Origin of the sequence: endosymbiont of Galathealinum brachiosum (genome assembly GCA_003349885.1) — a bacterium.
In the GTDB taxonomy this organism is placed as follows: Bacteria; Pseudomonadota; Gammaproteobacteria; order SZUA-229; family SZUA-229; genus SZUA-229.
The window spans coordinates 464445-489372 of sequence record QFXC01000013.1; the positions used below are offsets into that span (position 1 = coordinate 464445).

The 24928-nt window shown below is 39.4% G+C and carries 25 protein-coding genes; 12 read left to right on the forward strand and 13 right to left on the reverse strand.

The features are described from left to right. The first annotated feature begins 39 nt into the window (after positions 1 to 39). On the forward strand, positions 40 to 1053 hold the full coding sequence (gene gap / locus DIZ80_14970) for a type I glyceraldehyde-3-phosphate dehydrogenase (GenBank protein RDH81388.1): 1014 nt from the start codon (positions 40 to 42) through the stop codon (positions 1051 to 1053). Next, a complete protein-coding gene (locus DIZ80_14975) occupies positions 1046 to 2272 on the forward strand; it encodes an MFS transporter (GenBank protein RDH81389.1) in 1227 nt (408 codons plus the stop codon). The genes gap and DIZ80_14975 overlap by 8 nt, the downstream gene beginning before the upstream one ends. Here the strand turns inward: DIZ80_14975 and DIZ80_14980 are convergent. The 7 genes from DIZ80_14980 to DIZ80_15010 form a co-directional block, all read right to left on the reverse strand. Beyond that, on the reverse strand, positions 2262 to 2771 hold the full coding sequence (locus DIZ80_14980; GenBank protein RDH81708.1) for a transcription elongation factor GreB: 510 nt from the start codon (positions 2769 to 2771) through the stop codon (positions 2262 to 2264). The two genes, DIZ80_14975 and DIZ80_14980, sit on opposite strands and share 11 nt — an antisense overlap. Before the next feature lie 203 nt (positions 2772 to 2974). Beyond that, the gene (locus DIZ80_14985; GenBank protein ID RDH81390.1) at positions 2975 to 3727 is read right to left on the reverse strand and encodes a PhoH family protein; all 753 of its coding nucleotides are present in this window, start codon (positions 3725 to 3727) and stop codon (positions 2975 to 2977) included. 644 nt (positions 3728 to 4371) lie between these two features. Continuing rightward, a complete protein-coding gene (locus DIZ80_14990) occupies positions 4372 to 4878 on the reverse strand; it encodes a hypothetical protein (protein RDH81391.1) in 507 nt (168 codons plus the stop codon). A 3-nt stretch (positions 4879 to 4881) separates the two neighbouring features. After that, the gene (locus DIZ80_14995; protein RDH81392.1) at positions 4882 to 5316 is read right to left on the reverse strand and encodes a hypothetical protein; all 435 of its coding nucleotides are present in this window, start codon (positions 5314 to 5316) and stop codon (positions 4882 to 4884) included. Positions 5317 to 5537: 221 nt separating this feature from the next. Then, positions 5538 to 6659, reverse strand: coding sequence for a 5-(carboxyamino)imidazole ribonucleotide synthase (locus DIZ80_15000; GenBank protein RDH81393.1), 1122 nt, complete (start codon positions 6657 to 6659; stop codon positions 5538 to 5540). A gap of 2 nt (positions 6660 to 6661) precedes the next feature. After that, the gene (gene purE / locus DIZ80_15005) at positions 6662 to 7153 is read right to left on the reverse strand and encodes a 5-(carboxyamino)imidazole ribonucleotide mutase (GenBank protein ID RDH81394.1); all 492 of its coding nucleotides are present in this window, start codon (positions 7151 to 7153) and stop codon (positions 6662 to 6664) included. A gap of 85 nt (positions 7154 to 7238) precedes the next feature. Beyond that, positions 7239 to 8168: a hypothetical protein gene (locus tag DIZ80_15010; GenBank protein RDH81395.1), complete on the reverse strand. Its 930-nt coding sequence runs from the start codon at positions 8166 to 8168 to the stop codon at positions 7239 to 7241. Between the two features lie 270 nt (positions 8169 to 8438). Between DIZ80_15010 and DIZ80_15015 the strand changes: the two genes are divergently transcribed. The 3 genes from DIZ80_15015 (at position 8439) to DIZ80_15025 (ending at position 9586) form a co-directional block, all read left to right on the forward strand. After that, complete coding sequence (locus tag DIZ80_15015) at positions 8439 to 8780, forward strand: hypothetical protein (protein RDH81396.1); 342 nt, start codon at positions 8439 to 8441, stop codon at positions 8778 to 8780. 246 nt (positions 8781 to 9026) lie between these two features. Then, complete coding sequence (locus tag DIZ80_15020) at positions 9027 to 9356, forward strand: hypothetical protein (protein RDH81397.1); 330 nt, start codon at positions 9027 to 9029, stop codon at positions 9354 to 9356. Continuing rightward, complete coding sequence (locus tag DIZ80_15025; GenBank protein RDH81398.1) at positions 9353 to 9586, forward strand: hypothetical protein; 234 nt, start codon at positions 9353 to 9355, stop codon at positions 9584 to 9586. Before DIZ80_15020 ends, DIZ80_15025 begins: the two co-directional genes overlap by 4 nt. A gap of 25 nt (positions 9587 to 9611) precedes the next feature. On the opposite strand, the gene DIZ80_15030 is transcribed toward DIZ80_15025, so the two are convergent. From DIZ80_15030 to DIZ80_15045, 4 genes are all read right to left on the reverse strand, one after another. After that, the gene (locus DIZ80_15030; GenBank protein ID RDH81399.1) at positions 9612 to 10361 is read right to left on the reverse strand and encodes a hypothetical protein; all 750 of its coding nucleotides are present in this window, start codon (positions 10359 to 10361) and stop codon (positions 9612 to 9614) included. A 142-nt stretch (positions 10362 to 10503) separates the two neighbouring features. Beyond that, entirely contained in the window at positions 10504 to 10902 is a 399-nt protein-coding gene (locus tag DIZ80_15035; GenBank protein ID RDH81709.1) for a cytochrome c5 family protein, read from the reverse strand. 44 nt (positions 10903 to 10946) lie between these two features. Further along, complete coding sequence (locus DIZ80_15040; GenBank protein RDH81400.1) at positions 10947 to 11699, reverse strand: hypothetical protein; 753 nt, start codon at positions 11697 to 11699, stop codon at positions 10947 to 10949. Positions 11700 to 11736: 37 nt separating this feature from the next. Then, positions 11737 to 13854 carry a hypothetical protein gene (locus tag DIZ80_15045; GenBank protein RDH81401.1) on the reverse strand — a complete coding sequence of 706 codons (2118 nt, stop codon included), beginning with the start codon at positions 13852 to 13854 and terminating at the stop codon, positions 11737 to 11739. 133 nt (positions 13855 to 13987) lie between these two features. On the opposite strand from DIZ80_15045, the gene DIZ80_15050 reads away from it, so the two are divergent. Beyond that, the gene (locus DIZ80_15050) at positions 13988 to 14407 is read left to right on the forward strand and encodes an aldehyde-activating protein (GenBank protein ID RDH81402.1); all 420 of its coding nucleotides are present in this window, start codon (positions 13988 to 13990) and stop codon (positions 14405 to 14407) included. A gap of 9 nt (positions 14408 to 14416) precedes the next feature. Next, on the forward strand, positions 14417 to 14800 hold the full coding sequence (locus DIZ80_15055; GenBank protein RDH81403.1) for a hypothetical protein: 384 nt from the start codon (positions 14417 to 14419) through the stop codon (positions 14798 to 14800). A gap of 23 nt (positions 14801 to 14823) precedes the next feature. Here DIZ80_15055 and DIZ80_15060 read toward each other — a convergent pair whose 3' ends face one another. After that, a complete protein-coding gene (locus tag DIZ80_15060; GenBank protein RDH81404.1) occupies positions 14824 to 15573 on the reverse strand; it encodes a sulfite exporter TauE/SafE family protein in 750 nt (249 codons plus the stop codon). Positions 15574 to 15591: 18 nt separating this feature from the next. Further along, a complete protein-coding gene (locus DIZ80_15065) occupies positions 15592 to 15921 on the reverse strand; it encodes a hypothetical protein (protein ID RDH81405.1) in 330 nt (109 codons plus the stop codon). Positions 15922 to 16066: 145 nt separating this feature from the next. Here DIZ80_15065 and DIZ80_15070 point away from each other — a divergent pair, with 145 nt between their 5' ends. The 5 genes from DIZ80_15070 to DIZ80_15090 all read left to right on the forward strand — a co-directional run bounded on the left by DIZ80_15070 (position 16067) and on the right by DIZ80_15090 (position 24921). Beyond that, entirely contained in the window at positions 16067 to 16930 is an 864-nt protein-coding gene (locus DIZ80_15070; protein RDH81406.1) for a hypothetical protein, read from the forward strand. A 219-nt stretch (positions 16931 to 17149) separates the two neighbouring features. Next, entirely contained in the window at positions 17150 to 19396 is a 2247-nt protein-coding gene (locus DIZ80_15075; GenBank protein RDH81407.1) for a hypothetical protein, read from the forward strand. Between the two features lie 193 nt (positions 19397 to 19589). After that, positions 19590 to 20228, forward strand: coding sequence for a YkgJ family cysteine cluster protein (locus DIZ80_15080; GenBank protein RDH81408.1), 639 nt, complete (start codon positions 19590 to 19592; stop codon positions 20226 to 20228). Positions 20229 to 20404: 176 nt separating this feature from the next. Continuing rightward, on the forward strand, positions 20405 to 21778 hold the full coding sequence (locus DIZ80_15085; protein ID RDH81409.1) for an HlyD family secretion protein: 1374 nt from the start codon (positions 20405 to 20407) through the stop codon (positions 21776 to 21778). Continuing rightward, entirely contained in the window at positions 21775 to 24921 is a 3147-nt protein-coding gene (locus DIZ80_15090; GenBank protein ID RDH81410.1) for an AcrB/AcrD/AcrF family protein, read from the forward strand. Before DIZ80_15085 ends, DIZ80_15090 begins: the two co-directional genes overlap by 4 nt. Positions 24922 to 24928 lie beyond the last annotated feature (7 nt).

Sequence of the window (24928 nt, forward strand, 5' to 3'; positions counted from 1 at the left end):
GTCACACTATAAATTTAAATACTCTACTGGAATTAACACATGACAATACGCATCGGCATCAATGGCCTTGGCCGCATGGGTCTACTGGGTTTTCGCGCAGGCTGGGATAATCCCGCCTATGAAATTATCCATGTAAATGAAATATCTGCAGATAGTGCAACACTTGCCCATTTACTGGAGTTTGATTCTGTACATGGACGCTGGGGGCGTGAACCCTCATCCGACGCTTCAGGTATTTTGCTTGAAGGAAAAAGAGTCAGTTGTTCATGTGAAAAAAATCCCGCTAATATTGACTGGGTTGGCATGGGTATAGATCTGGTTATTGAATGCACGGGGCAGTTTAAAACCGAAGCCGATCTACAATGTTATTTTGATCAGGGAGTAAAAAAAGTACTCGTTTCTGCACCTGTTCCGAACCCGGCGATTAACATTGTGTACGGCATAAACCACCATGAATATCAACCTGAAAAACATCACATTGTTACTGCTGCTTCCTGCACAACAAACTGTTTAGCGCCTGTTGTAAAAATAATGAATGATAACATTGGTATTAAACATGGTTGCATGACAACAATACATGACATAACCAATACTCAGACCATTGTTGATAAAGGCCATAAAGATTTGCGTCGTGCTCGCGCATGTAGCAATTCATTAATTCCAACCTCAACCGGTTCTGCAAAAGCTATCACTAAAATTTTTCCTGAACTGGAAGGAAAATTAAATGGACATGCAGTTCGCGTTCCACTGCTTAATGCCTCGCTAACCGATTTTGTTTTTGAAGCAAAACGAAAAACCAGCATCGAAGAAATTAACTCTTTATTTAAACAGGCTGCTGAAAATAAACTGCAAGGCATACTGGGTTATGAAGAACGTCCACTGGTATCAATAGATTACGTCAACGACCCACATTCATCGATTATTGATGCACTTTCCACCATGGTAATAAATGATACACAGGTAAAAATTTATGCCTGGTATGACAATGAATGGGGTTACGTTAACCGCATGATGGAGCTGGCTGCATTTATTGCAAAAGATTTAAATGACTAACGGTTTAAAAAATTATTTATTAATCACTGCAGGCTACTGGGCATTTACCGTAACAGACGGTGCCATTCGTATGCTAGTTGTATTGTATTTTCACCTGCTTGGTTACTCACCATTTGAAGTAGCCATGTTATTTATATTTTATGAATTTTTTGGCATTGTCACCAATTTAATAGGTGGCTGGTTAGGCTCTCGCATTGGACTGAATATGACAATGCATATAGGCATGGCCTTACAGGTTTTTGCACTCGCCTCTTTAATGGCTCCTGAGACCTGGTTAAGCATCAGTTATGTAATGGTTGCTCAGGCATTATCAGGCATTGCAAAAGATCTGAATAAAATGTCAGCAAAAGCCAGTGTAAAAATCTTATTACCTGAGGACGAAAACAGTGAATCCAGATTATTTAAATGGATTGCTGTGCTTACCGGTTCAAAAAACACACTCAAAGGCGTTGGTTTTTTTCTGGGTGCATTATTATTACAGCTATTTGAATTCAGGGGTGCACTGGCTATTTTATCAGGCAGCCTCTTCATTGTTTTAATCACTTCAATAATAATGCTACCCGCTGGACTGGGAAAAACTAAAAACAAAACAAAATTCACCCAGTTATTTTCAAAAACACCCGCCATAAACTGGTTGTCTGCAGCACGATATTTTCTATTTGGTTCCCGTGATGTCTGGTTTGTCGTAGCATTACCGGTATATCTTTATTCAGTATTCGAATGGAGCTTTATGCAGGTCGGTGGTTTTCTTGCGCTCTGGATTATTGGTTATGGCATGGTGCAGGCGAGCGCACCAAAACTTATTCGTTCAACACACAAAAATGAATCACCAGATGGCGCAACTGCAAAACACTGGGCTTTTATTCTATTTTTTATTCCAGCCATTATTGCACTTGCCCTGTCATCGGGTTATCACCCTAAACCTGTTCTAATTATTGGCCTGATTGTATTTGGTATTATCTTTGCCATAAATTCTGCCGTACATTCATATCTAATCATTAGCTGGTCAGAGCACGACAATGTATCTACCAATGTAGGTTTTTATTATATGGCGAATGCAGCCGGCCGTTTAATGGGGACTATATTATCAGGATGGATTTATCAAACTCAAGGGTTATCGGGCTGTTTATGGTGGTCGAGTGGATTTATATTAATGGCAACCTTACTATCATCTCGTTTACCTGTACAAAAAATCACTACAAAAAACATTATGAACTAAATGGTTTATACTGAACCCGGTTAATATAATAATTAATCACACCTCCCGGTGTTGTAATAGTGACATCATCCCCTTCAAGCTTTTTCATTAACGCAGTTGCGACTGGCGAATCCATACTGATATAACCTTTATCAGAATCGAACTCATCTGGCCCCACAACTCTATATTGAAGCTTGACACCCTCATCATCTTCCAGTTCAACCCATGCACCAAAAAATATCTGATCGGTTTTTTTCGGTGTATCACTCACCACTTTCACTTCATCAACACGCTTAGACAGAAAGCGAACTCGGCGATCAATTTCACCTAATTCTTTTTTACGGTAAATATATTCTGCATTCTCAGAACGATCACCTTCCGCTGCTGCAGTCGATAATGCTTTCACAACTAAAGGTCGGCGTTTATTCCACAGGTAATCTAATTCCTGTTCAAGCACAGCCATGCCTTCAGCAGTAATATAAGGTGAGCCTTTTTTGGCGGGGGGACGATATCTACCCATAATTAATATAATCTTTAATAACAATGTTGCCACAGAGACACAGAGTGCACAGATAAAATCCTTTTATTGTTATTAAGCGCGTATCGCTTAATAACAATAAAACTCTGTGACTCTGTGACTCTGTGACTCTGTGGTAAAAAAACAAAAGGGCGCAAAATGCGCCCCGTAAGTATATTACAAATTATTATTATAATTCGGTTTAGTTATTTCTCATAACATTCAATTATATCTTTAACCAGCCCGCTTCGAACAATGTCTTCATGCTCAAAAGCATGAACATAAACAGAGTTAAGATGCCCCAGCCTGTTTATTGCATCTTGCAAACCAGATTGATTACCGATATCCGACTGACGAATATCCCCATTTACAACAACGCGACAGTTTTCACCAATCCGAGTTAAAAACAACTTTAACTGTGCCCTGGTACAGTTTTGCGCTTCATCTAAAACAACAAACGCATCGTTAAATGTTTTACCCCGCAAATAAGCCATTGGCGCAACGACAATACGATCATTTTTCAAACCGCATTCAACCGCTCCCTTACCTAATCGTTCGATCAGACAATCACGAAATGCATCAAAATAAGGATCAAACTTTTCCTGCAAATCACCCGGTAAAAAGCCCATATTTTCACCCGCCTCAACTGCTGGTCGGGTAATAATTATTTTCTCTATACGTCGAGCCTCCAACTCTTCTGCGGCAATTGCACCCGCCACATAACTTTTCCCGGTTCCCGCAGGACCCGTTCCGAAAGTTAATTTATGGGATTTTATTGCCGTGATATATTGACCTTGAGACAAGGTTTTTGCCTGAAGCGGCGGCGCAGCTCGTGCTGTTATAGTTTGCGTTTCAATAAAGGAGTTGCGTGATTTAATATCAACAACAACCGATGGATCTGAGTTACGTTTTCTTGCTTGTTTCGCAGCTCTTTTCTGTGAAGCAGAACGTCTTGGCATATGGCACCTTTTGATAATTAATTAAACAATGCAAATCAGCAGTACTGTTTGTCAGGGTCTTCTTATCAAGTTTGCGAGATCACCTCCTTAGTCTTTTTACATTTTTGTTAACTAATTTTATAGAGGATTGAATATGACAGGTCAAGAAAAAAACGAATAAAAACAATAATTAAGGGAAAACATCACAAAATAAAATATATTTCTTTACTTCGTTTTTTTGTAGTGTTATTTTGGGGATTCGCTGTCAGTAAAATCATCTTTTTTTACCTCGGTTATCTTTCTTTTCCTTTCAACCTATTAGTTAATTAAACAGCTCAAAATAAAATAAATTCCTTTACTTCATTTTTTTGTAATGTTATTTTGAAGATTCGGCGTCAATAAAATCTTCTTTTTTACGCCCACCTTAATTCTTGAAATTCATCACTTAATATTCTAAAAATTCAAAATAAACTTCGTTAATAAACTTGATGCAAAGATGATATTTAATTGAATTCACAATACTTATTTAATCTAATCCTGATTAAAATACATTAACTATGAATTATTTTTTTAAAGTGAATAGACTTTGCTCTGTGGCTCCGTGTCTCTGCATCATTTTTTAAAACACGCAGCGACACCACCACACATGAAAGATAACTAATGTTTTATCTGGGTTTTTTACGACGATCTTCGAACAGTTCTATTTTGAAATACCAGGCCAGGTACCCAAATGCAGATAACAGAGTTCCCAATACAAGAAACACCAATGAACCTAAAAACAAAATTCGCACTTCATTCATTATGTGTTTTTTTTCACTACTTGATCCAACCAGATCAAGCTGTTTTTCCTGCATATGAAGCCGGATACTCGCCTGCTCATTTCTAAGGCGTTCTATTTCATATGTTGAATAATCAATTCCATCTACTTTTGTTTTTTTACCTTCAGACACTTCACCTGATTGCACCAGCACTTTATCGATATGCACCAGCTCCTGTTGCAAACCATCAAATTCCATCTGATTTGTAACCATTGACTCAAACACATTCGTTACATTGTTTTCAAATGTCTGGATACGCATCCATGAAAAAGCAATATCCACAATAATGATTAGCGTACCCAGGAGTGCACATATTTTATAAAAGCGTAATGCAGAAAGCTGATCAGAAGGCATGACTTAAGCTAGTGCGTGCAAATAAGCCAGTTTGGCCCATTGCTTCAATTCAGGCATGTCCACCCGATGCCTCTTTTCATCATCAGGCCAGAAAGGGTTAAAGCTGATCCATGGTTCGCCAACTTCTTTAAAAATCTCTCCCCCTTTGACCAATGCACCAGACATTGACTGCTTTGGCAAACGATACATTAGTGCACTCATACCAATCGCCGCAGCAAAAATAACACCATCAGGCGTATGCGCAAGGTAATAAGCATGATTATCTGTATCAGGACAATAGAACTTTATACTCGCCAGCTCACTAGTTGATTCAACCAGCAGCTGAACAATATCGGAATGGGCCGATGGCTGGTACTGTTTCAGGAAATCAATTATCTGCTGATTTTCTGGACGATCCAGCTCCCCATCAAATTCTTTTACTGGCTCAGATAAACTCATAATACACACCTGTCTCACTCTTTTAGATTGAGTGTTTTAATTATAATAGTCGTCAGATTATGCCAGAGCCAGTGTAAACATCAAACTGGCAGGCTATTTATTGGTTGAATTGAGAGCTGGTTCAAGCTTATTAAAGCCTATTCTGACAGAGAACTGGAGGCACTCTACCTTAAATAACCAGAACAGGCCTCCAGTTATTAAATAATCTAAAGAACAGCTAATTACAATGACTTAAATACATTATCAGCAGCCTGGATGGCCTGATCAACATTATCCGATAACAGATTGAAGTGCCCCATTTTGCGCCCGGGTCTGGCTTCATGTTTACCATAAAGATGAAGTTTAAGAGCCGGGTCATCAAGGCAAAGCTGCCAGTTAACCGGCCATAAATCACCTAACAGATTAATCATCACAACAGGGCTAACTAATCGAGTATCACCCGGTGTTAAGCCACACATTACACGCACCTGCTGTTCAAACTGTGAGACGACAGTCGCATCCATTGTGTAATGCCCACTATTATGTGGACGAGGTGCCATTTCATTAAATATAAGCTGATTATCCGTGGTAATAAAAAACTCTATTGCCAGTATACCGACATAATTAATTTTGTTTGCCAGACCAATAGCTTGCTGTCTAGCTGCTTCAGCAATAGCGTCATCTACTCTTGCAGGCACAATACTTTTATGAAGAACACCATTAATGTGCTCATTTTCAGCCGGCGGATAACAGGCCACTTCACCTTTGGAATTTCTTGCCAGAAGAACGGATATCTCTAATGCCAGATCCATTTTACGTTCTAACACGCACTCGACCTGATCTAAATCATTAAATGCCGCTTCCAGCTGAGTTTTATCTTTAATAACCTGCTGGCCTTTCCCGTCATACCCCAACGTTGTGGTTTTTATGATAGCGGGAAAACCGGTTACCGTAATCGCGTCATCAAAATCATCTGTCGAACGAATTAAGGCATAGGGAGCAGGACTAAGACCCGAGTTTTTCGCGTAATCTTTTTCCTCAATTCTATGTCGCGCAATTGCTACTGCTTCTGCCGATGGATGCACCGGTTTATGAGAAGACAGAAATTTCAGACTTTCTGCCGGCACATTTTCAAATTCGGTCGTAATGGCATCGCACATATTTGCCATTTCAATCAGCGATTCACTGTGAGTATAATCAGCCTGCAGATGATGGTCTGCAACCTCAGCAGCAGGGCTTTTGGGGTCAGGATCAAGCACAACCGTACGATACCCCATATTACGGGCAGCCATACAAAACATACGACCTAACTGTCCGCCGCCTAAAACACCTAAGGTTGCACCTGGTAATAATTGAGATGACATATTTATTCTTCTGGTGGAAGCTGCATAGCAAGAACGGCTTCCTGCTGATCAGCACGAAAATCAGCCAGTTTCTCAGCTAACGCATCATCCTGATTTGCCAGTATAGACACAGCATATAAGCCGGCATTCGCAGCACCAGCCTCACCTATAGCAAATGTTGCCACGGGGATACCTTTGGGCATTTGCACAATCGATAACAGTGAATCCATACCCTTCAGGTATCTGGAATTAACCGGCACACCTAATATGGGCAGTGTGGTTTTAGACGCTAACATACCCGGTAAATGAGCTGCGCCCCCAGCACCTGCAATAATACAGGCTAGTCCCCGTTCACGTGCTGTCGCAGCATATTCAAATAACAAATCAGGGGTGCGATGAGCAGACACAACACGCGCCTCGTATTCAATACCAAATGCTTCCAGCTGTTGTACAGCATGTTGCATAACGGGCCAGTCACTATTACTGCCCATTACCACGCCAACCTTTTTATTCATACATCACCTTAGGGTGCGAAACGGAGAAAACCGACGATTTTATAGAATTTTAATGGTTTTGTCGAAGCCTATGAACCTTATGTTTTTATTTCGACAGATGGATATTGTCGAGATGAATCACTTTAGCCTCATTCAAGCTATACATAAATAAGCTAAAACCCACAATATTCTCTACGTCCATACTTCTACTACGAGGTGAATTGAGTATATTCTGAATTTCAATTTTCAGTATATTCCAGCCAGGCTTAATACTAAGCTCATAATTAAACCTGTCATTGTAATCATATCCATTTTGTCTATGTATCTGATCATAAATCTTTAATTCCATTTCCAATATCTCATTTTGAGCATTGTGAATACTCATGTTTAAATATTCAAAACCGGACCAGTTTGGGTAAAGCACATCAAGTGACACATCAGGATATTTTCCTACCTGAAACTCAACTAAAGCTGAGGCCGCCCCCTCAATATAAAACTGACTATCTATTTCTAAGCGTCCCACATGTTTGCTATCCCAGCGTCCCAGCGTTCTTTCTAATTCAAAATTAGCTATCACAGGAAATTCTGATTTAACATTCAAATCATCCTGAATAACATTAAATACTGGAATAAAGGCTATCAGTATCACAATAATTGATAACAAAATAATGGCAGGTTTCCCCAATAATCTACGTTCATCAGACACAAATAACTGAACAGTTAAAAAACCGAGCATTCCTCCTAATACATCTGTGAGTAGATCCTGCCATTCCATATAACGACCAACCTGATACTGTACTATTTCTATCAACCCACCCAAAATCAAGCTAAACAACAAACTCACTATTAGTATTTTTCTCCAGCTCTCTTTTAATAAGGCCGTATGCATAATCAAAAGCCAGGTTAATAATGCAAAGAAAAACAGATGTCCCGTATTCCAGAGAGCCTGATAAAGCCTGATAGAGTTATCTATCGGATTACTTGTAAAAAGCATAACCGACATGATGAGTGTAATAATGAGTATTATATTTCGCATATAACTTTATTTAGAGTCTGATTTATTATTCTAACTATTCCGATAATATTTAAATTTCTATGTTTTATACTATTTAACTGTGATTTAACCAAAATAATATTATATTTCAATTATTTACAAAATATTATAATTTATTAAAACAATTAAATTACTGTTCCGTTCGGCGCTTAATTTGTAGATTTGTTCACAAATATATTTAATTCTGGTATTTTATTTTTTTATAACGATTAAAATATGAAAAGCCTGAACACGCCAATATAAGTAAATGATATGAAAAAAACCAGACAATCCACTAATACTCATACAACTAAACCTGAAGCCTATACTCCCGATCCTGAATCAGCAGGTTTGTCTGATTTACAGAAATATACTGCAGGTGTTCTTAATAGCACCTCTCAGTGGGGTTTTGGTAAGAGCAAACTAAAAATTAATCGCCACAAGCTAGATAATAACACCTGGCAACTCACAGTTGTAAATCCCAAAACACTTAAAACCATTCTGCAGGCAGAAGGGCATGGGGATACCGTTTTTGCTAATGAAGATAATCTGGCACGTATGGCTGAAACCCTTATGGCACAAGGACTGACTATTCGAACGCAGTTTAACGACTGAACACAGATCACCAGAAAAATCCGTGTGCTAGATCACCCTCTGAATACATTAGCACATATCAATACATCAGCAAAAATAGCCTAACCACCTGTTTTATTTAGCTTTTTAAATCATCCTCTTTTACATCCCCCAAACGTGTGTAGGATTTTTCTGACACGAGTTTCAGCCTGAATAACAACCAGCACACCACTAAACACAGTAGAATCTTCTCAAACGAAAATGCTAAATAAATAAATGAGGGGCAAAATGGACATTCTAAATAAGCTTCATGAATTACAACAGGAAATTCTATATTTTGGTGACGTTGTTAGCCAGACTGAAAACCCGGCCGACATTGATTTTCGTAATGCCTGCGATTTATTTAGTCAGCACCTGAACTTTGAGCTCCAGTCCATTAATACAAATATTTGCCTGAAGGATATTCGTCCTGAAATGCAAAGAACAACAGCCCAGTTATATGAACTTAGTGAATTAATCACACCAGATACATCAGGTAATAATGAAAACTGCCAATGGTCTTCAAAATTACTAAATTTCTGCAGCCAGTTACAGACACTTAAGAGTATCGCTGCATGAAGCATCACCAGCATTTGGTAATAAACACCACAAAAAAGACTAATTGTATTGATGAGATGGATGCTCTTCTGGATCAGATTGCTGATTTTAAAAAGCTAATCCAGTCACCACACAAAGCATCTGATCCTGGCTTTTTACAGGAATACCGTTTATTCAAACAACATGTTGAGTGGGTCAGCGAAGACCTTGCGACCAGCAGTTTTATTACCCGTTCAAATCTACGCTCCTAAAAGCAACCGCTCTCAAAGTCTTTTCTCAGACTAACTTACGAATACGATATCTGAGCTTACTGGTTTTAAGGTTCGGGTTTAATTTCGGTGTTTTAACTAAATTTTTTCTCAATACCGCACTACTGATAAGAGATTTTGAATAAACACCCACAAAATTTTCATTCAGACAACTGGTCAACTGAAATATAGATGCAAATTTATTACTAATCGCTTTATTATTGATACCTGCTGAGTCCAGCAACTCTTCTTTACTTACAAAATTTCTAACAATGACGCCATTTTTATTTAAATGTTTCAACAAATGAGAAAACCACTTCCCATTGGCTTCTACAACCGAAACAGGCTCTCCATCTTTTTCCGAAAACAGATCATCAACAATCATATCAAATTTTTCACCCTGGTAATTTTCAAGCCAGGTAATTGCATCTGCTTCTATTAAATTTATTGTTTTATGCTTTAAATTAAAAAATCGTCGGGCGACTGATAAATGAACTGGATTAAGCTCTACTCCGGTTATACTTTCAGGTGAAACAAAATAACGCAACATATGAAGTGAGGCACCACCTCCCACACCTAGCACCAATACACGCTTAATTGTATTTTCAGGATAAAAAAATGCCGGGATCATTAATAAATCCCAAACATGTCCTGTTAGTATCTGTTCAGGATTATACTGACTATGAAACACGCCATCAGTATACAATCGCATGCTTTTTCCTGCAGAACGGACTTCATACTGAACACCAGAAACACATTTATGCCACACTAATGCCATTTATTTGAATACTTAATTTTAAAAAAAGATTTAATCGTGAAGAAAATAGAATTTGATAGACACATCAAAGGAAGACATATAAATCTTTCTATTTTCTCCATGAAAACCTTAAAAAATAGTTAATATTTTATTATATAAATTACTAATTAATTTTTGCAACCATATAATCTACAGCCGCCTTCAACTCTTCATCACTACAGACTGCACATGTTCCTTTAACCATCATTGCTGTCCCCGGAACACCATTGATAGCAGAAGAATATAGTGATTCAACACCCTTTTCAATGCGTGTTTTCCACGCTGTCGTATCACCTAACTTTGGTGCACCTGCTGCACCTGAAGCATGACATGATACACATGATTTATTATAAACCTGCTCACCGTTCATGCTAATTTCTGGTTCTGCTTTTACAACTTCAGCCTTAGGAGTGACCACCACCTCTTCTTCCACAGCTGTAGGCGTAGTTTTTATAAGCGGTTCTACTTTAGCAGCAGTTGATTCATTATCCTGACCTGAGTCACAACCCACTAATAACACCATCGAAAACAATAAAACTAAACCTGACTTTTTCATATTTATTCCCTTTATTCAATAATCGTTGTAGCTTCTACACCAAATACATTTCTATACAAAATACCATAAGCAATCATTAGCATTGGTAACACCCAGATAAGACCGATGACAGTAAACATCGCAATCATAACAATAACAAACATGACTATGAATAAAAAAAACACCGAAAACCAACGATGTGTTATCGCTTTACGTGATGTTTCCATAGCCTGCCAGGGCCTCATACCTTTTTCAACAATCAGGGGCATTGCAAAACCATAAGAAATCATCAGATAAATGCCTGGTATAACCAGCAGAATAAACCCAAAGATAACTAGAACATTAATCAATATAACAGCAACAAATAACGGCAACATTTTTGAAAAATAATTAAAAATCATTCCAGAACTTATAGGTGCATCAACAGATCGCCTAACACCCATCATAAAGATACCCATGACCATTGGCATCACAATCAGGTTAATACCTAACTGAATAACAAACTGAAAGAAACCGACAATCGCTGGTTCCTGAGTAACCGCAGTCAAACCGGCAATAACAATACCTAAAGCAATAATAATGCCTACAAAAGTCAGAAAATATAAAATAAACCCAAGCATGAATATCCATTTACTTCCACCCGTTTTAGCCCATGCTTCACTCAATATACTGCCAATTGTAAACTGGTATTCTCCTCTTAATGCCTTTTCTACTGAGCCATAATCTCCTGTAGATACATTCTCATTAACTAAATTTGATTCTGGTGTCTGATATACATTTGACATAACACTCTCCTTATATTTTTAACTAGATTAGCTAATCTTAATTAAATTTAAAATCCTGTAATCGTCCTATTGAAGAACGCAGTAGTTTAATAGCCTGATTTTTACTATTTACGCAGGTTTTATCTTTATCACGCATTTTACTCACTACCATCTTCCAGTCATTAGTATATTTCTGGTTTAAATTAATTATTTCCATCTGCTGATCGCTCAGAACTTCATTAATATCATCATGTAACGTGAAAATATGCTTTATATAACGTGTTATCGCAGGCATACAGGCATCGTAATTTCTATTAAACTTTGAAAAAGATCCAATATCATCTAAATCCATTTTTGTAAGTTGCCAGGATTCTTCATCCTGACATTGCAGTAAGATATAATTTTTAATTTCTTCAGTTAAATCGGACAATGGCCCCTGTAACCATAAAGATATATTACGTCTGAACTTTAAAGATAACTCATCAATAACCGTTACACCTTTATCCGTTAAGGCTTTTGCCATAACGGCTGAATGAGAGGCGGTTACATGATCCCGGCTAAAACCTAACCGTAACATCGATAAACCTGCTTTATTCCAGAAATCCAGTAGATCTGCAGTTGCAGAAAAACTACTGCCAAATATATCCATTCCTAACTTCTTTTCCTTACTAATCACCTGCGTTAACAAATAACTACCCAGTCCAGATTGCTGTAATTGAGGATGAATAGCTATACGCATAACTCTTGCGTAACGTAAAGTCGCGGCCTGCTCAGAACCACCGTGATAACAAAGTGTCTGCGCCAGTAAATTACCTTTAGGCCTTCGTTCACCCCTGTAAATAGCAGTTGATAAGGCAGAATCGAAACCGCCTTCCTGATTTACGACAACTATACCCAGAGTTTCACCATTAAATTCGAGACTATAAATTCTTACATCTTCACTATCAAGTAAATACTGAAAATCTGAAGGACTGGTGCGATAGTGAGCAAATACTAACAGAGAAAATATTTCAGCTAATTTATTCTTATTTACCAGTAGTTCAGATCTATCTATCAAACTAACATGACAGTCTGATATTTCACCCGGCATCTCAGGCTTAACTGTAAGCTTAAGATTAAGAAACAGCATTTCTTCAATCCACTTTTCTAATGGGTCGTGTCTTGCCCATCGAACAGGCTGATGTAATTCAATTTTATCCCAGCCAGGTTTCGTTTCATCAAGCAGGGTATAAAATTTTAATATAAACCCTCGCCCCGTACCTTCATAGCCATGAGTTGTCGTTGAGAAAATAATTTTTGAATAATGCCTGAGTAAGCGTTGTAGCATTGAAAGCGGTATGACGGCTGCTTCATCAATCAACAACACATCGGCAACAGGTAGTGTTTCCAGCAATAAATCAGGTGCTATAAAACTCACAGATGATTTTTTATATTTAAAGGCCGAGCGCTCAGAAACACCTTCAGAGCATTGATTATGTAAATGCTCAAATAAAGGTTCCGCTACTGATAATTTAGGTGCACTAATCAGGATAGTGTTATCTTGTTGCTCAATCAATAATGCAGACAATAACCCCAGAGCTGAAGATTTTCCTCTGCCACGACCCGATGTTAGAACACAGCAATAAGCATCATTATTTTTTATCGAACTAAACATTGATTCAACCGCGGACTTTTGATCATGCGTTCGATAGAGAGAATTATCCCTACCCTGTTCATTTATCGGTGCTATTACGTCTAAAGACAATACTTCTGTAACAGGGCGATTTTTTATAAAGTAATAAATACCTGATTTATAATTCAATAACGTCTTTACATGACTTAAAAATAAACTGTCATTTTCATCCCACTTATTCTCTTGCGGTAACAAAATAATCAAATATCCACCACCACATAACACACCCGATACAATACCCAACGCATCAGGGTAGAATGACTCACGCACATCAAACACAACCAGATCATATTCCTCACCCAGTTTTGTAACTGCTCTTTCAGGTGCCAGGGAATTTTCAATTTTTGGCGAAATAATTAACTTGTTTTCAAACCAGAGGTTGTTTATAAAACCAGCAAGCTCATTTTCAGAATAGCTTTCATGAAAAGCCACCGCCAGTCGTTGCTGTGATTGCAACAGGTTACTTTCATGTGTTTTCAGAAATGAAGTGATAGTATCAAACAAATAATTTAAACCTTCTGCTATTAAACAGCCAGGCTGCTTGTTTTTGCTAATTTTCTTGCTTATTATGAGAAGTCATATTTCTCAGTTTTTGAATATAACATGATAACAATACGATTAAAAAGGCATAACTAAAATGTCAGACATTACTGTTTCAGGAAGCTGTTTATGCGGTTTAGTTAAATACACCGTTACTGGTGAGACAAAACGCTTTTACCACTGCCATTGTCAACGCTGCAGAAAAGCAACCGGAACAGGCCATGCTAGTAATTTATTAATTACACCGCACACCAGCATAAGCTGGTTACAGGGTGAAGATAAGCTTTCACGCTACAAAGTGCCCGAAGCAGAAAGATTTTATAACTGTTTCTGTCAAAACTGTGGCAGCCCTATGCCAAGGGTAGTACCAGAGTTAGATGCAGTATTAATTCCTGCTGGTTCTCTCAATACGAAACCACCGGTAAATCCACAGGGGCATATCTTCTGGGATTCACGTGCTGACTGGTCATGCAAAGATCAACTACCTGTATATGCTGAATATCCGCCTAATAGTTAAGAACCCATTATGAATATTACTACTAAAATAATATCTCTTTTTTTAAGTATTCTACTTTATTCATCAAATATTTTTTCAGGTCAGGCCATAATTGAAAAAGTAGAAGCTGAATGCAATTACAAAAGACTCTGCAAATTTAATGTCACCATTCGCCACGCTGACGAAGGCTGGACACATTTTGCTAATGGCTGGCAAATTTTTACTCCAAATGGAGATTTAATTGGACACCGGGCACTCGCTCACCCACATGTAAATGAACAACCTTTTACTCGTTCTATAAGAAACATAAAAATACCTGCTAATGTAGACACAGCGATATTAATTGCCAATGATTCCGTACATGGCAAAAGCGATCGGAAATACGTTATTAAGCTTACTTTTACCGACTACTAAACATTTTTTAACAACCAAGAAAATCAGCTCATTGATTTATATAACAACATAAAGCCACTTATCATCAATAAAAGACTAATGACCTGATTAAATTTTTTCTGATCAAACTTCACATGTAAATGATGCCCCGCATACATCCCCGCAAATAAAACTGGAAATAACATAAGCAACATCCATAACACCTCTGCAGTATAAAGACCGCTCAAAGCATATCCAATAATACGCACACCGCCATCAACAAAAAATATCATTGCAATCGTTGCTCTGAATTGCCCCTTATTTAACTGGCGCATTTTTAAGTACACAACATAAAAAGGCCCGCCAGTGCCAAACAGAGCACCTACCATTCCTCCGAATCCACCCGCCAGAATAGCCCACTTACGTCCACCCTGCGGGTTTGGTAATGGCAATAGAGAGTATATTGAATAACACAGAACAAAACCGCCCAGCACTCTAACAAGAAGCTCTTCATCTATATTAACCAGCAACCAGATCGCTATGGCAATGCCTGCTAACGAAAAAGGAATCAACGGCAACATATCAGCCCATGAAACCTGTTTTCTTAAATGATAACTCTGCATCAATGTGCCACTGTAATTTAATAAACCCAGAACCGGCACAATAAAGGTTAGCGGAAAGACAAAAGCCAATAAGGGAATTGCAATTAAACCTGAGCCGAAACCTGATAGCCCTTTTATAATGTAAGCCAGAAAAATAACCGCAATGGAGAACACCATTTGCAGCATGGTAAGCTCAAGTGAATCAATTAACATGAGTAGGTATCAAAAAGATTAAAAGTCGATAGACAGGTAAAAGAAAATAAACCGACCCTGTTCAATGTCAATCTTTAAGGTCGCCCCATGATATAGGGCATAATCAATATATCCGGGAATAGCGCTATTAACATGACATTCACTTGCATGTTGAGGTGACTCAAAATCCCTGTCTTTGTCATACCAGGCCAGTAACATCGCATCCTCATAATGCTTAGCCGCTTCATCTTTTGCCAGATCCATCGCCTGTAAATAATCATTAAGAGGTGTTTCTGGTGATATCTCGACTATCTCAACCCCTGTATAATCAGGCTCAGTTGGCATATTACAATGTGACTCATTTGACATGGTTAATGACTTCTACTTATTACTCTTAATATGAATGACTTATCTCTCCACTTACAATAACATGCGACAGTCCTGTATACGAATACTATGACGTATCGATTACGGAGACCTCCCTACCACCACTGATTACAAGACAGAAGAAGTTATGACACAACAAGATGATAGCGTTAAAACCCAGCATGAAATGATTAAACAGGGTGGACAGATAGAAAAATTTGCCGAGGCAATGGCCCAGTTTTGCAAAGTAGAAGGCTGGAAAAAGCTAAACGATGAGGAAGGAGCCCCTTTTAAAACATTACGTCATTACATTGAAGCTAAACCACCTTACGGTGCCGGTTACCCCGGAAAAACCGGCATGGAAAAAATTGAAGCTTATTTATCTCTTAGCCCGGTAATTAAAGATTACTTTCAACATTGCCATGCTAACTGTTTGTTTGAAATGGCCAAAGAAGAAGGCAGCTCTCCCAATGTTGTCGCTAAACGAGAATGGAATGATGTTAAAGGCGCCAGCCTTGCACGAGCGATACAGGAAAATCCGGAGGAAATATACCTTGAAAAAGCAGCTGCATATGTAGAGGGCAAAGAAAGAGTAAAAGCCAAACCAAGAAAAACATCTGTTGCATCACCTGTCAGGTTAAGTGCAACCCCCGGCCAGCCATATGCATTAGTTAAAAAAATAAAAGAAAGTTTTGATCGTGATTTTATAAAAAGTTTTCTTAATGGTTTTAACATTGAGTCGCTGGATGAAATGATCGAATTAGAAAAAAAATTCTCATTAGCCCTGGTTGCTTTTAACAAGTCAAAACAGACTGATGGCTGGGGCTCAAACAATGTCAAATGCCCTGACTCACTAATAAAAAGAGAACCTGTTATGGAAAAATCCAGTTTTATAGGTGATGAAAGTGAAGAAAAAAATATTCTCTCACTAAAAGATGACGAAGGTAAAATTGTTATTGTAAGATTTCGTGGAACAGGCGTGGGTGCATTATCATTTGACGATAAGAACTAACAAACTTTAATTGAAAAAATTAAATTATTTATAGTAAGCCTCTCCCTCATAACCTGTTATTGAAGATATTAATTTACCAGTTTCTCCAAATTCTATAAAAAAGATCTAAAATTATATTATAGAAATAAAGTAATTCAGGCGTATCATATTCTTATGGGTAACATTTAATTACCCTCATGCCCTTTCTGTCAAACATTCTAATCTGGAGGCGTGTTACTAATGACAGACAAAAACTACCGTTTATCCATTTCTGGAATGTCCTGTGCAGGCTGCGTATCCAGTGTTGAGAAAGCCTTAAACGATGTCACGGGCGTGACATCAGCCAATGTGAACTTTGCCGAACATACCGCCAGTGTAATCGCCTCAGTCGCCGCTGAAACACTGATACAGGCCGTTAAGGAGGCGGGTTACGATGCAGCTGAACTAACCGCCAGTGATGCTGATATAATGGCCAAAAAACAACAGCAGGACTTAACTCATTACAAAGAACTCATTAAAAAATCTCTGGCTGCAGCACTCATCGGTTTACCCTTATTCATTGCCAGCTTACTCGGTATATTGCCCTCATTAGAGAGTTTTTCTAACAGATTATTCTGGTTATTAACGGGCGTTCTTACACTCGTTGTTATGATTTATTCAGGCAGGCATTTTTATCTTGGGGCCTGGAAATCATTACACAATCATAATGCAAATATGGATACACTAATTGCACTGGGCACGGGCACAGCCTGGTTGTTTTCAATGATCGTTGTGATATTCACTAATATATTACCGTCTAATGTGCAGCATGTTTATTTTGAAGCCACCGCTATCATTATTGCACTGATTAACTTTGGCTCTGCATTAGAAACTAAAGCCCGGGGGAAAACATCTGAAGCAATAAAAAGACTCATTGGCCTGCAACCCAAAACAGCACGCGTAATACGAAATGGCGAAGAGATAGATATTCCCATTGAAGAAGTTGGTTTACAGGAAATCCTGCGCATACGCCCGGGTGAAAAAATCCCCGTTGATGGAATAATAATAGAAGGTTCATCAACGCTTGATGAGTCTATGCTAACCGGCGAACCCATGCCTGTAGAAAAAAAGACAGGTGATGATGTAGCCACCGGCACAATTAATAAAACAGGTTCTTTTTTACTTAAATCAACCCGTATCGGAAAAGATACCGCACTGGCACAAATAATTGATATGGTACGTAAAGCCCAGTCCAGTAAACCTGCTATCGGTAGACTGGTAGACAGAGTCGCCGCAATATTTGTTCCTGTCGTACTCATTATCGCCGTCATTACTTTTCTACTCTGGTTTAATCTGGCGCCCGAACTCGGGATCACTTATGCGTTAGTTGCAACCATGACAGTATTAATTATTGCCTGCCCCTGCGCTCTGGGTCTGGCAACACCCATTTCAATTATGGCTGGAGTAGGTAAAGCAGCTGAATCAGGCATACTAATTAGAAATGGCGATGCTCTGCAGCAGGCAGGCAAACTCACTACGATTGTTCTGGATAAAACCGGCACCGTAACACAAGGCCGACCGGCAGTAACCAGCATTAAATCATTAGCACATATATCTGAAGAAGACTGCCTTAGCCTCGCTGCAAGCATCGAAGTATCTTCTGAGCACCCACTCGCTAACTCCATTATTGAAGCTGCAAAAAAACAACACTTACCAATAAACGACGTTGAAAACTTTCAGGCTGTTACAGGTAAGGGCGTTATTGCCAATATAAATAAGCAGCAAGTATTATTGGGTAACAACAAACTAATGCAACAGCAGAATATTGATGTAACGGCGTTACAGGATGAAGTAAAAATACGATCAGCCGAAGCTAAAACACCGGTTTATTTAGCTGTTAACAATAAACTTGCAGGCATTATCACTATTGCAGACCCGGTAAAGAAAGATTCCAGAGAAGCCATAACGAGACTAAAAGAGGCGGGTTTAAAAATTATCCTTCTCACTGGCGACAATAAACAAACAGCGCAGGCGGTTGCCAAAATGGTAGGAATAACCGACATTATTTCTGATGTATTACCTGAAGATAAAGCCCACAAAATTAAACAGCTACAACAAGCTGGAGAAATTGTCGGTATGGTTGGTGATGGCATTAATGATGCTCCTGCACTCGCCATTGCTGACATTGGTTTTGCTATTGGTACGGGTACAGATGTAGCCATTGAAAGCGCAGATATTACGCTAATGCACGGTTCACTACTGGGTGTTGTTAATGCCATTATTATTTCAAATGCGACTGTACGAAATATTAAACAGAATTTATTTGGTGCTTTTATTTACAACAGTCTGGGCATTCCAGTTGCTGCGGGGATTTTGTATCCCGTCATGGGTTTATTATTAAACCCTATGATGGCTGGTGCAGCTATGGCAATGTCATCCGTTACGGTAGTAAGCAATGCCAATCGTTTACGTTTTATAAAAACCGTTAAATCAGGAGGTGAAAAATGATTATACTGGTGAATGTACTGGGGCTCACTTTAATCATGCTGATAATCTGGTGGTTCTGGTTATCTAAAATAAATAGCTGATTGAAATAAAACCTGTTAAAACGACACATTATTTACAAATAACAAGCTGATAATAATTCGTTATAATATGTACATAGCAATCAATCCAGCAACCAGGACCAAAGAACCAGTTCATGAGTGAAATAACAGAAAGTGATTACAGAAAACCCAAACGCCTGACTTTCACTGATGATGAAAAACGTCTGCCCTGGCTAACAACTTTGCTGGATGCTTTTTCCATTATTGATAAAGGTGTAAGCGCCGCAATAGAAAGAGAGCACAAACAGGGGCGTGAACTCGCATGCGCTAAAGGCTGCAGTAGTTGCTGTACCACACATCAGGACATCCCCGTATACCCGCTGGAACTAATGGGCATGAGCTGGTATGTAATTGAAAAATTACAGTCACCCTTACGTGAACAGTTAAAAGCTCAATTATCCAATATCGATAATATACACACATGTCCTTTTTTACTTGAAGGTTCGTGCAGCATTCACCCGATGAGACCTGCAGCCTGTCGTCAGTTTAATGTTCTGGATAAACCCTGTAGTGACGGCGAAGACGCATATCACACACGCAAACAGGATGTCATGATACCGATACAGCACTATATTGATAACGCATTCGATACGATGCTGCCCTTTTATGGCATTAAGAAAAAGGGTGAACGTAAAAAAGCCATCAAGCAAGGGACATTACATTCAATCGCTAAAGCTATGCGTGAGTGCAACTGGCAGACCTTACCTGAAAAAATGGATAAATTTGATAAATGAACCTGCTCAACTCATATCCACTTTTAACTTTTTATGAGCGAGATCAATAACTACACTATTGCTAAGGTGAAAATGCAAAAGGCAATCAGGTTCGCAAAACTTCTGCCCCTAATATCTGTCTGTTATTTTCAGCTTTAAATAAAAATCCAGAACATGCAGTCCATAAGGCTAAATTCATGAAAATAAACTTAAAAAAATACCCTGCTCTTTTTATTATTATAGGTATTGGAATTGTCATCGCTTTTATTCTGGTTAAATCAAAAAATCCGATGCAACATGAAGCAGCCACCATGCCAAGCAAAGCGGTCGATATCATTACCGCCCGGAATATCCCGTTTCGTTCTCGAATAACCGCTTATGGTAATGTAGAGCCCGCTATTACACTTAATGGAATGGCCGAAGTAAGCGGCAAAGTTAGTTATGTCCACCCAAATTTAAAATCGGGTGAAGCCATTCCAGCTGGCACACTAGTCGTACGTATCGAAGCAAAAGACTATACCGTTAGCCTTAAGCAAACAGAAGCAGACCTGCGAGCTAGCCGCTCGGCTTTAAAAGAATTAACAGAAGATGAAAAATCAACAAAACGCTCACTGGTACTTGCAAAGAAAAATCTTAAGGTTGGAGAAGCAGAGTACACAAGAATAGAAAAAATCTGGAAACAACGTGTTATTTCAAAATCAACGCTTGATGCTGAAGAACAGAAAGTATTGCAACTGCGTCAACAGGTAGAAGAACTACAGGGAAAAATAAATAGCTACGACAGCCGTAAACAATCGGTTAAATCTCAGATAATACGAGCAGAACAGGAAGTGAAAAATCGTCAGACCATACTTGGCCGCACTGAAGTCACACTTCCATTTGATGCCCGAATAGGCACTGTAAATATTGAAAAAAATGAATTTGTATCTGTCGGTTCCGTATTATTTGAAGCCATTGATCTGAAGGGTGTTGAGATTAATGCGCACCTGCCAATGGACTCAATGCGAAAACTGGTAACCCATCTGCAGGACACTCCTTTAGCAGGGCAACAGATTGCACATGGCGGCCGTATAAATGACAGTCTGGGTTTAGTTGCCACCGCACGCCTGGTAAATGGTATGCCCGGCGCGGTATGGGAAGCTCATGTACTTCGCCTGAGCGATTCTATCGATCCAACACGACAGACTCTGGGCATTGTTGTGGGTGTTGATGACCCCTATGAAAAAATCATACCCGGCATTCGGCCTCCACTCATTAAAGGTATGTATACCGCAGTAGATATTTTTGCACCGGTACATTCAGCCATGGTAATCCCTCGCAAAGCGGTTCATCAGGGACGTGTTTACATAGCCAATACTGACAACACGCTCAGTATTCGTGATATTGATATTCGACTAATTCAGGCTGAGCTTGTCGTCGTAAGCAACGGTTTAGAAGAGGGTGAACAAGTTATTATTACCGATATGATTCCGGTAATAGAAGGCATGCCTTTACAGGTAAATATCGCAACTGATTTTGAAAAAGAAATGAAACTGCGTGCCTCTGGTGAGCAACTGAGGCTAGCTCAATGATTCGCTTTTTCGCGGCCCACCCAACCATTGCTAACATTCTTATGCTCATAATATTATTACTGGGCGCAGCCTCTTTGCCCGGTCTTAATAAGGAAACTTTTCCTGAAATTAAATTCAATCAGGTTCAGGTAACCGTGGCATACCCTGGTGCCAGCGCCAGTGAAGTTGAAGAAGGTATCTGTAACCGTCTGGAAGACAGCACCGACGGCATTAGCTTTCTGGATGAACGCCGTTGTGAAGCCCGGGACAATGTGGGCATTATGATACTGGATATGCAGGAAATTGGTGACATCAAACAGTTTATGGATGATGTGATCAGTGAAGTCGATGCTATTGATGATTTTCCCGATGATGCGGAAGACCCGGTTTTTAGAGAACTCGGGCGCACCAAACCTGTCGTCAGTGTTGCAATCAATGCTGACCTTTCACAACCCGAACTTAAAGCACTAGCTGAACATTACCGCTCACGCATGCTTGCTTTGCCCGCAATTCCTATGGTTGAAGTCAGTGGTTTTTCTACTCACGAATTCAGTGTACTTATAAAAGCTGAAACCCTTCGACGTTTTCAACTTAGCATCACTGATATTGCAAACTTAATTCAGCAACAGGCCGTAGATTTACCGGCAGGCATACTCGAAGCAGAACAGCGTTCGTACCAGATACGAGTAGAAAATGAACGCAGAAGTATTGAGGAACTTTCAGATCTCGTTATTCTCAATGATGAAAAAGGCGGCCGACTTAAATTAGGTGATATTGCCACTATTGTAGATGAGTTTACTGACAAAGAAGTCCGGGTAGAATTAAATGGACGCCCTGCCGCCCTACTTAAAATCAGCAAAAATACCACCGATGATACCCTCAGCGTATTCAATGCCGTAAAGAATTTTGTAGAAAGTGAAAATGCCGTACTACCAGACTCTACTCGACTGGTTATCACTCAGGATTCTGCCTCCGTTGTTCAGGAACGTCTAAGCCTGTTACTCACTAACGGGTGGCAGGGTTTGTTTCTCGCCACACTTTCACTCTTTCTATTTTTCAGCTGGCGTTACACATTCTGGGTTGCACTTGGTTTACCTATTTCTTTTGTCGGCGGCCTGATGTTCATGACCGTTTTAGGCATTAGTATAAACATGATTTCTATGGTGGCGCTTTTAATGGCTATCGGTATTCTCATGGATGATGCCATCGTTATCTCCGAAAGTATCGAGCACGAGTACCAGAAAGGAAAAACACCACTAGATGCCACCGTTGATGGCATTGGAAAAGTAGCCCGGGGAGTATTGGCCTCTTTCGCCACCTCAGCTATGTTATTTGGCAGCCTGTTATTTCTCAAAGGTGACATGGGGCAGATAATGGGCGTATTACCCGTTGTATTATTATCCGTCCTTACCATTAGCCTTGTGGAGGCTTTTTTAATACTGCCCCACCATCTCAAACATTCTCTTGAAAAACATCAGAATGAAAAAAAGAGTCAATGGCGATTAAATTTCGAAAAAAAATTTGATCACCTACGGGATAGAGTTGTGCAATTTGCAAAGCTGGCAATTACATATCGTTATCTCACCGTTGGCGTTGCTATTGCGTTATTGATTATGACCATCAGTTTATTCCCGGCTGGTTTTATCAAATTTAAAGCGTTTCCCGATCTGGAAGGTGACATACTTGAAACACGCCTGATCATGCCACAGGGAACCCCCTTCAATAGAACAGAAACGGTGGTTGCAGAATTAATTACCAGTCTTCAGACTGCCGTTAAACAGTTACCCCCCGAAAAAAGGGTAATAGATGAAAACGGTCATGAAACTGAAGGCCAGTTAATAAAACAGATACAGGTGTTTTATGGAACGAATGCAGATGCAGGTGAAGACGGCCCCCATCTTGCTACCATTAGCCTTGATTTACTCGATGCAGAAAAACGTATTACTTCGCTTAATGAGCTACGCCGCACCTGGTTGAAGATGACACCTCCTATTGCTGATGCAATCTCCATTCAATTTAAAGAACCCACCATGGGACCGGCTGGCAAAGCTATCTCTATTCGCCTGCAGGACAATGACCTGCACCGACTATCCAAAGCATCCTGGGAATTACAAACCTGGTTGAGTGGTTACCCCGGTGTTTCAAATATAATGGATGACCTTCGTCCTGGTAAACCTCAATTCACTGTTAGCCTGAACCCGGGCTCGCTTACATCCGGACTCAATGCGCAACAACTGGCATTGCAACTACGTGCAGCCTATCAGGGTGTAAAAATCAACGATGTATACAAAGGCCGTGAAGCTTATGAAATAAATGTAAAGTTAGATATTGATAGAGAACATGCACTGCGTGATTTCGAACAACTCAGTTTGTTTAACAAACAGGGAATTGATATTCCGCTGAATGCAATTGCTGATATTTCAGAGAAACGGGAATTTTCTACCATCACCCGCATCAACCATCAACGTACAATAACCATTTCAGGTGATATAGATGCCGATATTTCTAATACCAATGAAATCATAAACGATACGCGAAAACAGTTTCTAACTGATTTGCAAGCACGATACCCCGGGATGTATATCAGCCTCGAAGGAGAAGTAAAAAACAGCAAGGAAACCAATAGTTCAGTACTGGTTGGTTTTATTCTTGGCATAATCGGCGTATATTTTTTACTTAGTTTTCAGTTCAGAAATTATCGCGAACCATTCGTCGTATTAATGAATATACCGCTCGCACTTATCGGTGTCGTGTGGGGCCATAAACTCATGGGGCTTGATATCACCATGCCCAGCATGATCGGTTTTGTTTCACTCGCTGGTATCGTTGTTAATGACTCAATATTACTGGTAGAGTTTGTTAAACGCAGAAGCCGGGAAGGTTTGCTTTTACACGATGCCGCCAGTCAGGCTGTGCGAGATCGTTTTCGTGCCATACTTTTAACATCGGTCACCACTGTTGCGGGCATGCTTCCCCTGTTATTCGAAACAAGCTTACAGGCTCAAATACTTGTTCCAATCGTGACCAGCGTGGTATTTGGCATGCTGTCTTCTACCGTTTTATTATTATTAGTACTACCCGCTGCTTACGCAATTATGGAAGACCTGAACTTACGTGAAACGGAAAAAGACCCCATAAACCTGAATAGATCGACTATAAGTTAAATACCTA

Excerpts from the sequence above, each read along its gene's own strand:
- gap (RDH81388.1), top strand. The coding sequence starts at position 40 with ATGACAATACGCATCGGCATCAATGGCCTTGGCCGCATGGGTCTACTG.
- DIZ80_14975 (RDH81389.1), top strand. The coding sequence starts at position 1,046 with ATGACTAACGGTTTAAAAAATTATTTATTAATCACTGCAGGCTACTGG.
- DIZ80_14980 (RDH81708.1), bottom strand. The coding sequence starts at position 2,771 with ATGGGTAGATATCGTCCCCCCGCCAAAAAAGGCTCACCTTATATTACT.
- DIZ80_14985 (RDH81390.1), bottom strand. The coding sequence starts at position 3,727 with ATGCCAAGACGTTCTGCTTCACAGAAAAGAGCTGCGAAACAAGCAAGA.
- DIZ80_14990 (RDH81391.1), bottom strand. The coding sequence starts at position 4,878 with ATGCCTTCTGATCAGCTTTCTGCATTACGCTTTTATAAAATATGTGCA.
- DIZ80_14995 (RDH81392.1), bottom strand. The coding sequence starts at position 5,316 with ATGAGTTTATCTGAGCCAGTAAAAGAATTTGATGGGGAGCTGGATCGT.
- DIZ80_15000 (RDH81393.1), bottom strand. The coding sequence starts at position 6,659 with ATGTCATCTCAATTATTACCAGGTGCAACCTTAGGTGTTTTAGGCGGC.
- purE (RDH81394.1), bottom strand. The coding sequence starts at position 7,153 with ATGAATAAAAAGGTTGGCGTGGTAATGGGCAGTAATAGTGACTGGCCC.
- DIZ80_15010 (RDH81395.1), bottom strand. The coding sequence starts at position 8,168 with ATGCGAAATATAATACTCATTATTACACTCATCATGTCGGTTATGCTT.
- DIZ80_15015 (RDH81396.1), top strand. The coding sequence starts at position 8,439 with ATGAAAAAAACCAGACAATCCACTAATACTCATACAACTAAACCTGAA.
- DIZ80_15020 (RDH81397.1), top strand. The coding sequence starts at position 9,027 with ATGGACATTCTAAATAAGCTTCATGAATTACAACAGGAAATTCTATAT.
- DIZ80_15025 (RDH81398.1), top strand. The coding sequence starts at position 9,353 with ATGAAGCATCACCAGCATTTGGTAATAAACACCACAAAAAAGACTAAT.
- DIZ80_15030 (RDH81399.1), bottom strand. The coding sequence starts at position 10,361 with ATGGCATTAGTGTGGCATAAATGTGTTTCTGGTGTTCAGTATGAAGTC.
- DIZ80_15035 (RDH81709.1), bottom strand. The coding sequence starts at position 10,902 with ATGGTGTTATTAGTGGGTTGTGACTCAGGTCAGGATAATGAATCAACT.
- DIZ80_15040 (RDH81400.1), bottom strand. The coding sequence starts at position 11,699 with ATGTCAAATGTATATCAGACACCAGAATCAAATTTAGTTAATGAGAAT.
- DIZ80_15050 (RDH81402.1), top strand. The coding sequence starts at position 13,988 with ATGTCAGACATTACTGTTTCAGGAAGCTGTTTATGCGGTTTAGTTAAA.
- DIZ80_15055 (RDH81403.1), top strand. The coding sequence starts at position 14,417 with ATGAATATTACTACTAAAATAATATCTCTTTTTTTAAGTATTCTACTT.
- DIZ80_15060 (RDH81404.1), bottom strand. The coding sequence starts at position 15,573 with ATGTTAATTGATTCACTTGAGCTTACCATGCTGCAAATGGTGTTCTCC.
- DIZ80_15065 (RDH81405.1), bottom strand. The coding sequence starts at position 15,921 with ATGTCAAATGAGTCACATTGTAATATGCCAACTGAGCCTGATTATACA.
- DIZ80_15070 (RDH81406.1), top strand. The coding sequence starts at position 16,067 with ATGACACAACAAGATGATAGCGTTAAAACCCAGCATGAAATGATTAAA.
- DIZ80_15075 (RDH81407.1), top strand. The coding sequence starts at position 17,150 with ATGACAGACAAAAACTACCGTTTATCCATTTCTGGAATGTCCTGTGCA.
- DIZ80_15080 (RDH81408.1), top strand. The coding sequence starts at position 19,590 with ATGAGTGAAATAACAGAAAGTGATTACAGAAAACCCAAACGCCTGACT.
- DIZ80_15085 (RDH81409.1), top strand. The coding sequence starts at position 20,405 with ATGAAAATAAACTTAAAAAAATACCCTGCTCTTTTTATTATTATAGGT.
- DIZ80_15090 (RDH81410.1), top strand. The coding sequence starts at position 21,775 with ATGATTCGCTTTTTCGCGGCCCACCCAACCATTGCTAACATTCTTATG.